Genomic DNA, 16,326 nt, shown 5'->3' with positions numbered 1-16,326 from the left:
ATCGCGCCACGCTCTCATCAAAGATTCCGAAATGTATGACGTTCTGCTGAAGGGGGCCCGTGTCGTCGACCCTTCCCAAGAGTTAGACGGCTGCTTCGATGTTGCGATTCTGGGAGGCCGAATTGCGGCTCTCTTAGATCCGGCGTCAACGCCCCTCGAATCGGCTGCGGCCATTCGGGTCGTGGATGTCCGGGGGAAGATCGTCGTCCCCGGCTTGATCGACTTTCATGTCCACGTCTTTCCCGGGGTAAGTCACTTCGGTATCGATCCTGATCCGACCTGTCTGGCACGCGGAGTCACCACGGTTCTTGATTTCGGAACTGCAGGGGGACTGATTTTTGATGGCTTTCGCCAGTTTGTAATTGATGAAGCCCAGACGCGCGTGCTGGCATTACTACACATCGCAGGTCAGGGTTTGATCGGAAGCGTGGGCAGCCCTCCTCTGCTCGGGGAACTGCACGACCTTCGATACTGTGACCTCGATACCCTTGAACGGACGTACTCGAAGCATCGCGACGTGATTCTGGGGGTCAAGATCCGCTGCACTGCGGATCTGGCCGAAGGGGGACGCAATGAGGCGGGTGGACTGGAAATGGCCCGAAAGGGGGCCGACCTGCTGAACCTGCCGCTGGTCATTCACAGCCCGAACTCCAGCCTGTCCATCGAGCATGTGCTTGACCGCATGAAACCAGGCGATGTCCTAACCCATTGTTACCACGGTAAGGATTGCGGTCTGGTTGATCAGAAACTGAAAATTCCTGCTACGATTCGCGATAAGCTGCAGTCGGGTGTGCTGCTGGACGTGGGGCACGGCTTTTCCAGTTTCAATTTCAGCGTTGCTCGAAGTCTGCTGGATCAGGAAGTGCTTCCCGATTTCATCAGTAGTGACATTCACTTCTACAATCTGCACGGTCCCGTGTATGACCTGTTGACGACGATGGACAAGTTTCTGCATCTGGGGATGCCGCTGGCCGAGGTCATCCGGCGGACGACGCAGACACCGGCAAAATTCCTGGGACGTCAGGATGATCTGGGGACGCTGAAGCCCGGTGCCATCGCTGACATCACTGTGCTGGAACTTCAGGAAGGGGAATTTGTACTCGAAGATTCCGAGGGGAACCGTGAAATCGGACGCCACCGACTGGATGCGACGCATGTGTTCCGATCGGGCAGACAGATTGGCGTGCTTCCGAAACCGTCGCCAGCAGTCGCTCGGGCTTGAGTCGGAGATTGTCTGCAGGGGATCCGGGCAGACTGATCGAGCCTGCCCGGCTGTCAAATTGCCAGACCCTTCACGGGGTGCCGGAGTCGCATTCTCTTGATAAGGTGCTTGGGGCCGCCTGTCGCGTTGCAAACGGATGGGGTTCAGGTAATCTTTTCCTCGAATGCCATCGCGCGGACCACTGTGAAAACCTGATCAGAACTGTTCTTCTCGTACTCGTGACTCGCATTCCACTGACCGAACGCCACTTTCCGAATTGCTGCGACATATCTCTGGCTTCAATGCCGGACTGCAGCTGATAACTTCGTCCGATACCAACTGGATCACCATGTCGATTCCTTCGCTGTCATTCGCTACCCAGATCGCCGATGTTACGACTTTTACGAATGCGGAGTTTCTTCAAGCGATCGAATGGGATCGGAACGCATCCGACGCAGTGAAAGAGGCGGCACGCCGGGGCTCTGTGGCGGCCTTTACGAAGGCTTGGCACGCCAATCGCCGGGTGACAGGGGCAGGTCCCCGAGCCAGTGCAGGATACGGTGAAAAATCCATGTGGTCGCGACAGGCCTACCCCGAAGAGTCGGGACTGGTCGCGATCATCTCGCGTGCTGCTGGATTGCCCGCGAAGCGGGCTGGTAATTCTGCACGCCGCCCCGTCAACAAACCGGCCGCGACCTGGCAGCAGACTGTGCAGCCTGTCGTCGGCGAACTGATTGACGCGATCTCGTCTGAGGAAACGCGGCCACTAGCTCTGCTGGCGGCGCTGGAACTGCTGGATCAATCGGGCCATCGTCTTCAAGGAGAGCAGTTCTTCACACTGTGGCGAGCGACCTTGACGGAACTGATGAACTGGCCCGCGGCGAACCTTTCCGATCCAACGATTCCGCCCGACGTGCTGCTGGTGGAAAATGGAGAAATCCCCTTCGTTGGGGGGCTGGTGTTCCGTGACGTGGCCAATTCCGTCAATCTGACCAAATCCGGCCGCAAGCAATTGTCGAAGGAACTGGTCGAGCGCACCGACACGGATGGGACTCCGCATGCTGATATCATTTCCCGGCTTTCGCTCTGGCTGGCTCCGCTGATTCGGTCCACCCTCGCCAGTGAGCGATTTGGAGTGACATTGTGGTCCGATGATCAACGGCAGCTACTGGGTAACGTCGTCGATCGCGCGATTGTGCTTTGTCGGCCTGATGGACGTGGGGCTCTCGCAAACGGTTTAGGTCTTGATTCACTGCCGGTGGTCAGTGCCGCGGCAGGGCTGTTCGGACTGAGTCTGGTCCATTCGACAGGGGCTTACCTGCAGGCTGTGCAGCGTGCGATTGCGGGGAAACCGCAAAAGAGAAGTCGCAGCGAGATTGCCACGATGCCCTCCAGCCAGTCGGATTGGGCTCGTTTCGCCGTGCTCAGAAGTGACTGGAGCGTCAATGCAGACAGTGTTGCCATCACGCACCATCGGTCGCTTCCGCAACTGGACGTCACGGCGCTGGGGCGTCCCTTCATTCATGGTGACTGGGCGCTGAAGCTGAAGATCGGCGATGCGGATATCGAACTGGCGGATGAGTGGTCCTGCGTCTGCTGGCAGTCCGATCCTGATGCCGACTTTATCGAACTGCAGATGTCCGGCCCCGGACGCCTCAGCGTTGAACGACTTGTGATGTTATCCCGAAAGGAGCGGTTTCTGTTCATCGCTGATTCTGTGAGCGGGATTCCGATCCTGAACTCGGGATCACGAGGCCGCCCGGCCGGTTCTGATATCAGGCTTCCCGGCAACCGAACACCCGCAGGGACGCGACAACGAATTGAGTATGAATCGCGACTGCCGTTGTGTGAAGGAATGGTCGCAACCTGTGCGGGACCGACCCGAGAAGGGAAGATTTCAGGTTCCCGATTCAAGGCACGTGTCTTTCCTCTGGGGATTCCTCAGGACCGGGTGCTCAGCACTCCCCACGAGTTTTCTGTCGAAGGGAATGATCTGGTTCTGAAGCACGTCGCGGAAGGGGAAGGGTTGTTCGCGCCGCTGCTGTTCGTCTGGCATCCGGAACGGACTCGTGTCGATGCGACATGGCGGACTCTGACCGTTACTGAAGACGGCCGCGTTGTGGGACCGGATGCAGGGGTCGGTTATCGTCTGAAGCTGGGGGATTTCCAGCTGATGATCTCGCGGAATCTCAAAAAGACCGGTTATGCTCGTGCCTGCCTGGGGCATCATACGTTCAATGAAACGGTTGTTGGAAAGTTCGATTCGAACGGGGACATTGAACCCATTCTGATGGTTGAGTAGCAACGACTCGAACAACTCTTTGTTTCTCTAATATGCAAGAATGCGTTGGGGCCCACGGACCTGTGCGCAACGGTCAACTTGCGCAGTGAGGGTGATCAACGAATAGGGATGCTTGCGCAGAGCCCGGGTTCTCGATACGCTGCTGCTATTGCCACTCGATGTAGACTATGAAACGCGTTATTGGACGAGAACCATTCGGTCTCGTCGCTCGAGATAAGTCCTCTTTCGACGCCGTCACTGCTTCTTTTCGTTACATGGACGTGATTTCGGGAACTTTCTGTCTCCTCTTCCGTCTGTATTCGTCATCACAGACCCATCGAACGCAAGAACAACACACATTTTCCCGCACGGGACATGAACCCGGTTTTCGGACGAGGGAAGTTCCGGGACGATCAGGCTTCAGTCCAACGGCATGCCAGTCGGAGATCACCAGTCGAGGTGCGTTCGCCGCGAACTCACCTCGCATCCGCTTACCTCTTCTATGACAGGTGCAATCATGCGATTTCGCGTCGTTTATGGAGTTCTGGCGATGGCCTGGATATCGACTGCACTTGGAGGTGAAATCGACTTCGTTGAAGATTTTGTTTTTGCGAAGGACCGTGCCGAGGTTCTTAAGCAATTGATTCCCGGGACGGAAGACCACAGTTATTACAGCGCTTTGCATGCGATTCAGACCGAGCAGTATAAGGGGGTTGAACAGATACTGACCGAGTGGGTCAAGCGGCACGGTGAGACACAGCGAGTCTGGGAGATCCGGACACGGCTGGCTCTGGCTACCTATGATAAAAATCCCGAGAAGTCGCTCGAATACCTCCGAAATCGACTGGGGATTCACTACTTCCACCAGAAGGAAGAACTCAACGCCGAACCGAACCTCCCCTCGTCCCTTGATCCCGGACAGATTTCACGCGAGGCCTTCATTAATCGCGCGAACGCCGTCACGACAGACAATACCGAACTCTTTGAAGAATCCGCTCTGGATTGGCTTGTGGGGTATGAACTTGGTGCGAACCATCGTCGCAGCCTGCTATCACGTCTCACACGACCCGATTATCCCAAACTGGTGAAACAGGTCATTGATGACCTGAACCAGGACGATTCAGGGGGCTTTGGTTCGCTGGCGATTCACCGCCAGATGCTGCTTCCTCAACTGGAAGAGATCGTTAAAGCCAAGCCGGAATTATTGAATCAGCAACAGTTTGTGCAGGCCTATCTCACCAAGCTGCAGCCTACGGCTGACGAAGACTGGCAACGTGATCCCAAGCTCCGGGCGGCCTACCTCGAACGGCTGACACGCTTTGCGGATCGGCTTTCCCCCGTTCACAACACCCTGAAGGCGCACGTACTTTACTATCGACTGGTGCTCGATCGACAAAACGGGGAGTATCGGAAAGACCGGTTCATTGAGTATCTCAAGTTGCCTCGACGTGTTGGTTACCTTTCCCGGCGGATGGCAGAATCCGATGCAGTGAAGAGATTCGCCGGCGATCTGACGAATAACTATGCGGGTGTCACCCTGCTGCCACCCATCGGAAATGATGAGCCTCTTGTTCGCAGCTACCTGCTGCATCTTTTGCAGGGTGAAGCCAGTACAAAAGAATTCGAGCCCTACATTAACGATGTCTATCTGAAGCAATTGTTTGCCGAAGTGAAAATCGTCAATGGACTCGGCAACGCGGAGCAGTGGTCTGCTCTCTTGCCCGCCGCTCAATTCCAATCGCTCAAAGAGCGAGTTGACCTCGATTTCGCTGTGACGAACAAAACACAGTTTGCACCGGACGAGCCTGTCAAGCTCGAACTGTTCATCAAGAACGTGAATACGTTGATCGTGAAAGTCTTCGAGATCAACACACAGGCCTACTACCGCCAGAATCAGAAAGAGGTCGACACAGACATCAGTCTCGACGGACTGGTTGCGCATGTCGAGCAAACACATCACTTTGATGAATCACCGCTTCGCCGCGTCCCCCGAAAGTTTGAATTTCCCCAGCTTGATCAGCCCGGCGTCTATATCGTCGATTTCATTGGGAACGGTCGCAGCAGCCGGGCGTTGATTCGAAAAGGGCGCCTGCGTCATCTTGTTCGGACGATCCCTGAAGGACAACTTTTTACGATTCTTGATGACAAGAACGATCAGGTCAAAGACGCGACGTTGTGGCTCTCCGGGCATGAATATCGGCCCGGTTCGTCGGGAGAGATTCTGGTTCCGTTCAGTTCGGAATCCACTCGCCAGGCCATCGTCCTGACTCACAATGGCTTGGCGTCGCTCGATCACTTTCAGCACGCAGCGGAAAACTATTCGCTCGTGGCGGAATTTTATGTTGATCGGGAATCCCTGCTGAAAAACAAGAAAGCAGAATTGGTAGTCCGTGCCGGACTCACGCTGAACGGAACACGGATCTCGGTCAATCGTCTGAAAGACGTGAAGCTGAACATTACCTCCGTTGACCTGGATGGGATTTCGTCCTCGAAAGAAATCGCCGAGTTCAAGCTGTTCGAAGATCGCGATTCGACCCACGAATTCCCGGTCCCGGCTCGACTGGCCTCCTTGACGTTTTTAATGACAGCGAAAACAAAACGTCAGAGCGACGGAGGTGGCGAAGTCGACCTGAATGCCACGGATAATTTTACCCTGAATGGCGTCGACAACACTGACAAGATTCAGCAATTGCATCTGGCACGATTCGATGACGACTATGTGCTGGAATTACGAGGTAAGACGGGAGAGGCGCGGGCATCGAGGCCCGTGCTCGTCACGCTGAAGCATCGCGACTTCCGACAAGCTCACTCTGTCTCGTTAAAAACGGATGCGGGCGGTCGAATCCAGTTGGGACGCCTTCAGGACATCGTGGATATCTCGGCCACGGTGGGCGAAAACGAGTCGCAGGCATGGCGCGTCGCAGAGGACGCACACACTTATCGTCAGTCGGTGCACAGTCAGGTCGGGGAGACGATTTCGCTGCCGTATCTTCCACGGACGGCTTCGGCACGGCTTAATCAAGGTCAGGACAAAGCCCTGGCGCCGACACGGGATGAACTTTCGTTGCTGGAAGTTCGAAGTGATGTCTTTTCGATCGACCGCTTCGAGAACCTGTCGATCCAGGATGGAATGCTGCGGATTAAAGACCTTCCCGCAGGTGACTTTGATTTGTTTCTGAAGGGGACCGGAAACCGCATCCGGCTTCGTGTTGCCGATGGACCGAGTCGACACGGTTACGTCCTGGGGCGGCAGCGTCAGTTGGAATTGCCCCCCGGCGCTCCTGTCCAGATTGCGTCGATTAGTCCCGTCGAATCAGGACTGAGGATCCACGTCACGAACGCAACTCCACTGACTCGCGTTCACGTGTACGCAACACGGTACCTGCCCGAATACGGGGTCTATGCAAAGTTGAGCCGGGTGCGCTGGGCAGAACCGTATCTCATCCAGCAGAGCCATGCCGACTCGGCCTTCCTGACCGGGCGTAACATCGGGGACGAGTATCGCTACATCATCGACCGACGATACGCGTCCAAATTTCCCGGCAATACCCTCGACCGTCCGTCGTTGCTGCTGAATCCCTGGGCCATTCGTGAAACTCAAACGGGAACACAATTGGCGGTTGCAGGAGATGACTTTGCTGCCGCAGGGCCTCCCCCTGCAAGTGCCATGGCACGCGACGAATCGACGCAGAATATCACTACGCCACAAACCCCTCACCGGACGAATCTGGACTTTCTGGCGACCGGCAGCGCGGTTCTGCTTAATCTAGCTCCAAATGAGAATGGACTGATTGAGATCGAACAGGAACTGCTTGGACCCCATCAGCATATTCACGTTGTTGCTGTGGATCCGATCAACACCACGTTCCGCAGTATCAGTCTGCCCGAGAAAAAGGTGAACTTCCGGGACCTGCGACTGGCATCGGGTCTGGATGCCAAGGGGCATTTTACCCAGCAGAAGCAGATTTCGACCCTCGCATCCGGTCAAACCTTCGTCCTGTCCGATGTCACGACATCCCGATTTGAGGCTTACGACAGTCTCAAACGCGTTCTCAGACTCTATGCAACTCTGAATAACGATCCGAAGCTCAATGAATTCTCCTTTCTGCTGGACTGGCCAACGCTGAGTCAGGAGGAACGTCGGAAGCATTATTCCCAGTACGCGTGTCACGAACTGTCATTCTTTCTGTCCAGAAAAGACCCCGAATTCTTCCGGGATGTCATTCGACCTTACTTGGCCAATAAAAAAGATAAGACGTTCCTTGACCAGTATCTCCTGGATCAGGATTTGGGTGAATTTCTTGAACCCTGGAAGTTCGCACAGCTCAACGTGGCTGAACGAGTCCTGTTGGCGCAACGAATCCAGGAGCAGCGAGCAAGTACCGCCCGACATATTCGTGAACTTTACGCGTTACTGCCCCCCAATCCGGATCACTCCGTGAGACTTTTTGAGACGGCCGTCAGGCGAAGTTCGCTCGAACTCGGCGATGCGTTCGGCGTGAAGCAAACGGAAGACCAACTCCGCATTGAACTCCACTTCTCGAACGGATTAGGGGGATCCCTCAACGAGGGTGCGATGGGCGGCGCCGGTGGCATGGCCCTGGGCATGGGCATGGGGGGGGGAGCTGAGGCCCGGTCGGATCTAAAATCTGAAAAGTTAAAAGCGGGAGCCTTGTTCAAGCGACGACATGGAGGTAGCTGGGCGGACGCCGACAGGAAAAAGGACGAGGCGAAAGACTCGCCAGTGGATGAACTCAAGGAGAACTTTGGCCGCAGCCCGGCATTTCCACTCCCGTATCTGCGCGATGCGGAGGCCTTCGACGTCGACGATGTTCGTCAGTTGTATCGGAAGCTGGAGAAGACGAAGGAGTGGGCCGAGAACAATTACCATCGTCTGCTGATCCAACAGCAAACTGCGGGGCTTGTCTCTGTCAATGGCTTCTGGAATGACTATGCGAACCATGATCCAGCGGCTCCGTTTTTGTCGAGGCATCTGGCAGAGGCGTCACGCAACTTTACGGAAATGCTGTTCGCCCTTGCAGTGCTCGATCTACCGTTTGATTCCCCCGACCATCAAACGGAGTTCGATGGTCCACGCATGACGCTGACGTCTCAAGGCCCGATGGTCATATTCCACGAAGAGATTCGACCTGTTGCTGCTGCCGATGGGACGACCAAGGTCCTCGTCAGCCAGAATTTCTTCCGTCATGGCGATCGCCTGCGGATGGAAGGTGGCGAGCAGTTTGACAAGTTTATTCAGGATGAGTTTCTGACTCAGGTGGTCTACGGGTGCCAGGTGGTGCTGACAAATCCGACGTCGACTCGGCAGAAACTGAGCGTCCTTTTGCAGATTCCGGGCGGCTCGATCCCGGTTTCGAATGGACAACCCACCAGGACCGTGCTGGTCGATCTTGAACCATTCCACACGCGGACGCTCGACTACTATTTTTACTTTCCTGTCGCCGGTCAGTTTCAACACTTCCCGGTCCATGTTGCCCGGAACGAAGTGCTGATCGCTTCTGCTGAACCCATCCTCTTTAACGTGGTCGAAAAGCCAACGAGGATTGATACGGGGTCGTGGGACTATATTTCTCAATATGCCTCGCAGGACGATGTCCTGGCATTCCTCGACCAGCAGAATATTGCTGCACTCAACCTGGATCGAATCGCCTGGCGGATGCGGGATCGCGACGTTTTTGCAGCGACGCTCGCCAGACTGACTCAGCGACATCTCTATCAGCACACACTGTGGTCATATGCCCTGATGCACAACGACGTCCCGCGAATTCGGGAGTTCCTGCAGCATGCTGATCAGATTGCTAACGATTGTGGTGGGCGTATCAAAAGTCTGCTACTGACGATCGACCCCGTCGAGCGGAAAACGTTTGAGCACCTGGAGTATAAGCCGCTCGTGAATGCTCGAGCCCATTCGCTGGGGAAACGGCGACAGATTGTGAATGACCAATTTCATGCTCAGTATCACCGCACGCTGAAGCAACTCTCTTACGAGAAAAAGCTCGGGTCGCAGGACCTACTGATACTGACACACTACCTGCTGCTGCAGGACCGGATCGAAGAGGCGCTGTCGCTCTTCGCTCAAGTTGATGTCGAGCAGATTTCCACCCGAATTCAATATGATTACTGCGCTGCCTACCTCGACTTTTTCAATGATGACCACAAACGGGCACGGGGAATCGCTTCCCGGTACAGCGAATTCCCGGTGGACCGCTGGCGGCAGGCGTTTGCCTCGATCATTGCTCAGCTTGACGAGGCCGAGGGGCAAGGTGTTGGGCCGGTTGACGCGGAAGACCGAAATCAGCAGCAGAGTGTACTGGCGGCGACAGAGCCTGCGCTCGAATTCGTCGTCGAAGCGCGCCAGATCCGGCTGGAGACCCAAAATCTGAAATCGGTGACGGTGAACTTCTATGAAATGGACGTTGAATTGCTGTTCAGCAGCAACCCATTCGTGCAGCAGTTCCGCGGTGAGTTCAACTCGATCAAACCAAACTCGACGTTGCAGGTTGAACTGACCGCTCAGGAAGGGAGTCAGCCCGGCACTCCACGAGTGGTCTCCAAAACAGTTCCACTTCCCGAGGCGCTCCACAACAAGAATGTGCTCGTGGAAGTGGTCGGAGCGGGCCTTGCCAAGTCACACGCTTACTATTCGAACTCGCTGACGGTGCAGGTCATCGAGAACTACGGCCAGATCAAAGTGACGCGGCAGAAGGATGGACGCCCCGTTCCCAAAGCCTACGTCAAAGTGTATGCGCAACTGTCCAACGGCGATGTTCAGTTTTACAAGGATGGTTATACCGATCTACGGGGGAGATTCGATTATGCCTCTCTGAGTACGGACGGACTGGAAACGGCGACGAAGTTCTCGATTCTCGTCCTGAGCGATGAATTCGGTGCCACGGTGAAAGAAGCGACACCGCCGAAGCAGTGATAGCCGTTCCGCAATGAGGTTCGTGCCGACGAAATCGCAGAGATGACTTGGAAGTCAACGAGGTCGCTTGAAGGGATGGAAAGGGCTGGGAGCCTGCTCCCTTCGCGTGAGAACAAACCGCCAGAGATGGCGGTTTGTTTTTTCAGAGGCGTCCGTCTCAACTGTTGGGAGTTCGGTTTACGCAAAGGTAGAACGAACTGCCTGCTGACTCAGCGATCCGGGTTGACTTCATTGGGCTAACGTATGGATAATGCGTTATGCGTTTTCAGCGACCAGTCGGGTGAGGCACTTTACGCGGGGAAATCGATGCTGACAATTTTTGGCCGCCGTCCATCAACAGTCCGAGGTTTCTGTGACGGTGTTTCCCGCCGGGATTTCCTTACTGTCGGAGGTCTGGCCCTTGGCGGTATCAGTCTGGCTGACACATTGCGTGCCGAGTCGCTGGTGAAGAGCGGTCACTCGCATAAGGCCATCATCAACATTTATCTTCCCGGGGGACCGCCCCACCTGGACATGTGGGATCCAAAGCCTCTGGCGCCGGTCGAGATTCGGGGCGAATTCCAGGCGATCCAGACAAATGTTCCCGGCATTGAAGTCAGCGAAATGTTCCCGCGGATGGCCCAGATGATGGACAAGTTCATCCTGGTCCGTTCGTTGTCCGATTCCGACGGGGCCCACGATGCGTATCAGTGTATGACTGGGCGTAAAAAGGGTGAGCGGCAGCCTGCGGGGGGATGGCCACAGGGGGGAGCATGGGTTTCCAAAATGCAGGGACCGGTCAATCAGGCCATCCCGCCCAACGTGGCATTGATGTACCAGACCGGCAACCGGACATGGGGTGAGCCAGGCGATGGTGGATTTCTCGGCGTGGCACATGCGCCATTCAACCTGTTAGGCCGTGAAGCACGCAGCAGTGCGGAAAACATGGTGTTGCACGGTATCACGCTCGAAAAGCTGCGCGACCGGACATCTCTGATGCAGTCACTCGATAAATTCCGTCGCTCTGCAGACCAGCGAGGCCAGATGGAGAGTATGGATGTCTATGCTCAACAGGCGATGGGGATCCTGACCACGTCGAAACTGGTCGACGCTCTGGACCTGTCGAAGGAAGATCCTCGCATCGTGGCACGCTATGGGAAGAGTAGCGAAGCGTTCCAGCGCGATGGTGCCCCGCCGATGATCGAGAATTTTTGTGTCGCACGGCGACTGGTGGAAGCAGGAGCTCGTTTTGTCTCTCTGAACTACAGCCGGTGGGACTGGCATGGTCCCGACGGAATGAACTATCCCAAGTGTCGTGAAGAATGCCCGCTGCTGGACCAGGGCCTCGCTGCACTCGTGACTGATCTTCATGAGCGGGGACTTCACCGCGATGTCTCGGTGGTCGTCTGGGGCGAATTCGGCCGTACTCCGAAAATTAATGAAAACAACAGCCGCGACCACTGGCCGCAAGCCAATACCGCGGTCCTGGCCGGGGGCGGAATGCAGTCAGGCCAGGTCGTGGGCTCTACGAATCGTAACGGCGAGAGCCCGCAGACGCGCCCCGTCAAGTTTCAGGAAGTCTTTGCCACGCTCTATAAATGTGCTGGAATCGACGTTCAGAACGTCAGAGTCTTCGATGTCTCTGGTGTTCCTCAATATCTCGTCGATCAGGGCAACGAACCGATCGCGGAAGTGATGTGACGCGACCTGCCAACGACGTCTGATCGCCGCAGCGACATTGAGCGTCGAAGAACGCTGGGACCAGGGTGAGAATTTCAAGCCGGATTCCACGAGCCGCGACCGGGTGATTACCGATCGCGGCTCGTCGACGTTGAAAACGGCCGGCGGCTGGAGCAACATACTGATCAAACGTCTGAATGAGATCCAGAGTTGGAAGGAGGCGACTCGAGTACCGTCTGGTCGGATGCGTCTCTGGAATGCACTCTATCGCAGCAAGGTCCAGAACTCGCATGATTCAACACCCGATAGTACTTCCAGTCCTGCATTGGCTGCGTCGGTCTGCCCTGGTCGTGATTGCCGCATGCGGCTGTTTACCACCTTCACTGGTGTCGGCGCAGTCTCCGGATTTCGTTCACGACATCGCTCCACTGCTGCGTAATCACTGCGGAAAATGCCATATCGGTACGATCAAGGAAGGGGGACTCTCTCTCAATTCACGCGAGTCGCTTCTCGCGGGGGGAGATGGAGGCATCGTTGTCCGGCCTGGAAAAAGTGGCGAGAGCAAGCTGATTGACGTCGTTACGACGCGAGATCCGGATCGGCAAATGCCCCCTGACGGACCTCGCCTGACGGACAAACAACTACGGTTGCTGAAAGAGTGGATCGATGCCGGCGCCGAATGGGACGACACCTTCGTCTTTCAAAAGTCGACGTATGAGCCTCCGCTGAAGCCGCGACGTCCGGAATTGCCTCCTGTCGTTGATGGGCGGACAAATCCCATTGATCGACTGATTGATGCCGAATTTGCCAGGAGACAGACTTCGCGTCCGGGCCCCCTGGATGACGGTGCGTTTGCCCGGCGAACGTCGCTGGATCTGACCGGGTTGCTTCCTTCGGTCGAGTCGCTGAATGCTTTCCTTTCTGACACGCGTGCCGACCGTCGTGAACGCTGGATCGAGCAACTTCTGTCGGATGAAACAGCCTATGCAGAGCACTGGTTGTCGTTCTGGAATGATCTGCTGCGAAACGATTACGGAGGGACTGGATTCATTACCGGCGGCCGGAAGCAGATCAGCAACTGGCTTTATCGAGCACTGATCGACAACAAACCCTATGACGCAATGGTGCGGGAATTGATCGCTCCGTCCGCAGAATCCGCTGGATTCTCTGAAGGAATTCGTTGGCGCGGCACGGTCAGCGCAGGCCAGACGGTCGAAATCCAGTTTGCTCAGTCGGTGGGCCAGGCCTTCCTGGGAATTAACCTCAAATGTGCTTCCTGCCACGACAGCTTTATCGATCGCTGGAAGCTGGACGAGGCCTATGGACTGGCGGCGATCTACGCAACGGAACCGCAGGAGATTCATCGGTGCGATAAGCCTGTTGGTCGTCAGGCCGTTGCCAGTTGGCTCTTTCCGGAATTGGGGCAGGTGGTCGCGACAGATCCTCAGCCCGAGCGATTGAAACAACTGGCCGGCTTAATGACGCACCCTGAGAACGGGCGTTTCACAAGAACGATCGTCAATCGCCTGTGGCAGCGAATGATGGGACGAGGGATCGTGCATCCTGTCGATGCAATGCAATCAGAGCCGTGGAACGCGGACCTGCTCGATTTTCTGGCCAGTGACTTTGCCGATCACAAGTATGACTTGAAGCAAACTCTGAAACTGATTGCGACCTCGGCCGCCTATCAGTCGCAGTCAGAAGTTGTCGGCTCTGGAATTGAAGAATCGAATTATAAGTATGCCGGTCCGCGTGCCAGGCGGCTGACAGCAGAACAGTTTGTCGACGCGGTCTGGCAACTGACCGATTCGGCTCCACGTCAATTCGATGCGCCCGTCGTTCGGGGTAAAGCTGCAGGTGTCAGTGCCGAATTGAAAGCACTCTCCGGACAATGGATCTGGTCGACTCGGGATGCGTCGGCCGCTGTTCCCCATACCGATGCAATTGCCGTCCGGAAGCGATTCTCATTGCCAGCGGCACCACTTCGGGCGGGAGCCGTTGTTTCCTGTGATAATTCGTATGTTTGTTACGTTAACGGTGCAAAGGTTTCAGCATCGGAATCGTGGGAACGGATCGAGGGAGTTCCGCTTGAATCGGTGTTGCAGGCGGGTGACAACGAGATCCTGATTGTGGGCCGAAACGGCGGCACCAGTCCAAATCCTGCCGGGCTTTTCTGCGAAGTCTTTATTCGCTTGAGTGATGGTCAGACCCAGACCATTGCCTCGGACGGGACGTGGGAATGGACTGCAACGTTGCCTCCTGCAGATGGCAAATATGTCACTGTCCCGACCGACTGGAGACCGGCTGTCGCTGCGGCAGACCAGAACTTGTGGACGAGTCGCGTTGGCGGTGATCTGCTGCTGCAACTGACGCACGTCGCGATTAATCCGCTGCGAATGGTCCGTTCCTCGTTACTGAAGAGCGACTTCCTGCAGCGGACACTGGGACGCCCCAACCGGGATCAGATTGTGACCACCCGGCCTAATGAACTGAGCACGCTCGAGGCGATTGACCTGAATAATGCTCAGACGCTGGCAGAGAATTTGTCACGCGGGGCCAAACACTGGATAGAATTGACGGGTGGAGATGCCGGCCAGGTGGCAGACGGGTTGTATCTGGCCATGCTCTCTCGCCGACCGACGTCCGAAGAACGGTCGATCGCGCTCGACGCGTTGGGAACTCCCGTAAACGAACAAGTTGTGCAGGACCTGATATGGGCTCTGCTGATGCTGCCTGAGTTTCAACTCGTCCGTTGATTGTGACGGAAGGTATACTTCATGAAGCCGTTTAATGTGATTGACGAACGTGTCCCGGAAGAAGTTCTTCGCCGGACGTTTCTCAAGCAGCTTGCCGCTGCGAGTGCGGCGGCGCTTGCGGTCCGGGAACCACGACTGATCGGTGCCGAAACGACTGAGCATCCCACGGCAACAGCAGACGCCTGCATTCTGCTCTGGATGGGTGGAGGGATGGCCGCTCCGGACACATTTGATCCGAAGCGGTATGTTCCGTTTGAAGTCGGTGTTCCCGTCAAAGAGGTCGAGAGTACATTTCCTGCGATCGATACGGTCGTCGACAATATTAAGATCACAAAAGGGCTGGAAAATATCGCCCGAGTGATGGACCGGGCAACGCTGGTTCGCTCGCACGTGCTCCCCGATCTGGGAAGCATTCTGCATTCGCGACATCAATACCATTGGCACACGGGTTATGTGCCCCCCCAGACAGTCGCTTGTCCGCACATCGGGGCATGGATGGCTCGCGTCCTCGGGCCTAACAATCCCGTGATTCCTCCTTTCATCACGATTGGTCAGCGGCTGGAGGGGGTGGGTGAGTCAGAAGAACTGAAAGCATTCACGACGGCGGGCTTTTTTGGCAGCGAATTTGGACCGATGGTCCTGCCGTATCCCGATGAAGCGGCGCAGTCAGTCAGACCTCCCAAGGGGATGGAAGGGGGCCGATTTGAGAGTCGTGAAAAGCTGTTCCGAAAGCTGCTCGACAGGTCCCCGCAACGTGATCGAATGAGCGATTTCCAGCAGCAGTCCTATCTGAGGTCGCTCGACGGTGCTCATCGGTTGCTCAGTTCCAAAGATCGGGCCGCGTTCGATCTCGAGCTGGAACCTGGCGATAGTGCTGAACGATACGGCAGCACCCGGTTCGGGCGGGGCTGTCTGCTCGCCCGTCGACTGGTGGAATCCGGGGCCCGCTTTGTGGAAGTGACCACGGAATACGTCCCCTTCCTGAATTGGGATACGCATGCGAACGGGCATGAGACGCTCGTCCGCATGAAGCAGGAAATCGACCAGCCGATTGCCAGTCTGATCCTTGACCTCGAAGCCCGGGGATTGCTGGATCGGACCCTGGTGATCATCGCGAGCGAGTTCAGCCGGGACATGATCATGGAAGGGAAGCCGGGATCGACAGCGGGTGATCAGACCACTTTCCCTGTCGAGAAGCTGTCTGAGATGAAGCACTATGGACAGCACCGGCACTTTACGGGGGGCTCGTCCGTGCTGATGTTCGGAGGAGGAATGCGTAAGGGTTTCCTTTACGGAGCTACCTCGACGGAACGACCTTTCGTTGCGGTCGAAAACCCGGTCAGTGTGATGGATCTGCATGCCACCATCTTCACCGCGATGGGGATCAGTCCAAAGACTTCGTTTGATGTGGAGGGACGCCCCTTCTATCCGACGGAGGATGGAAAAGGAAAAGCGGTTCGTGAGTTATTCTCCTGAACCATCG

General features: G+C 56.1%; 6 protein-coding genes. All 6 read left to right on the top strand.

The window, feature by feature from the left end:
* Positions 1-31: 31 nt before the first annotated feature.
* The 6 genes from ACGY09_RS04080 (at position 32) to ACGY09_RS04055 (ending at position 16,319) form a co-directional block, all read left to right on the top strand.
* Positions 32-1,222: an amidohydrolase/deacetylase family metallohydrolase gene (locus ACGY09_RS04080; protein ID WP_397570559.1), complete on the top strand. Its 1,191-nt coding sequence runs from the start codon at positions 32-34 to the stop codon at positions 1,220-1,222.
* 328 nt (positions 1,223-1,550) lie between these two features.
* On the top strand, positions 1,551-3,503 hold the full coding sequence (locus ACGY09_RS04075) for a hypothetical protein (protein ID WP_397570558.1): 1,953 nt from the start codon (positions 1,551-1,553) through the stop codon (positions 3,501-3,503).
* 496 nt (positions 3,504-3,999) lie between these two features.
* Entirely contained in the window at positions 4,000-10,428 is a 6,429-nt protein-coding gene (locus tag ACGY09_RS04070; protein ID WP_397570557.1) for a hypothetical protein, read from the top strand.
* A 306-nt stretch (positions 10,429-10,734) separates the two neighbouring features.
* Positions 10,735-12,108, top strand: a complete 1,374-nt coding sequence (locus tag ACGY09_RS04065; protein WP_397571844.1) for a DUF1501 domain-containing protein — start codon at positions 10,735-10,737, stop codon at positions 12,106-12,108.
* A gap of 269 nt (positions 12,109-12,377) precedes the next feature.
* On the top strand, positions 12,378-14,843 hold the full coding sequence (locus ACGY09_RS04060) for a DUF1549 domain-containing protein (protein WP_397570556.1): 2,466 nt from the start codon (positions 12,378-12,380) through the stop codon (positions 14,841-14,843).
* Between the two features lie 21 nt (positions 14,844-14,864).
* Positions 14,865-16,319 (top strand): DUF1501 domain-containing protein, encoded by a 1,455-nt coding sequence (locus ACGY09_RS04055; RefSeq protein ID WP_373651468.1) that lies wholly within the window; start codon positions 14,865-14,867, stop codon positions 16,317-16,319.
* The last annotated feature ends 7 nt before the right edge of the window (positions 16,320-16,326 follow it).

The sequence above is a fragment of the Schlesneria sphaerica genome (assembly GCF_044336245.1).
GTDB classification, from domain to species: Bacteria; Planctomycetota; Planctomycetia; order Planctomycetales; family Planctomycetaceae; genus Schlesneria; species Schlesneria sphaerica.
This window is presented reverse-complemented; position numbering and strand designations above follow the sequence as displayed.

Excerpts from the sequence above, each read along its gene's own strand:
- ACGY09_RS04055 (WP_373651468.1), top strand. The coding sequence starts at position 14,865 with ATGAAGCCGTTTAATGTGATTGACGAACGTGTCCCGGAAGAAGTTCTT.
- ACGY09_RS04060 (WP_397570556.1), top strand. The coding sequence starts at position 12,378 with ATGATTCAACACCCGATAGTACTTCCAGTCCTGCATTGGCTGCGTCGG.
- ACGY09_RS04070 (WP_397570557.1), top strand. The coding sequence starts at position 4,000 with ATGCGATTTCGCGTCGTTTATGGAGTTCTGGCGATGGCCTGGATATCG.
- ACGY09_RS04075 (WP_397570558.1), top strand. The coding sequence starts at position 1,551 with ATGTCGATTCCTTCGCTGTCATTCGCTACCCAGATCGCCGATGTTACG.
- ACGY09_RS04080 (WP_397570559.1), top strand. The coding sequence starts at position 32 with ATGTATGACGTTCTGCTGAAGGGGGCCCGTGTCGTCGACCCTTCCCAA.
- ACGY09_RS04065 (WP_397571844.1), top strand. The coding sequence starts at position 10,735 with ATGCTGACAATTTTTGGCCGCCGTCCATCAACAGTCCGAGGTTTCTGT.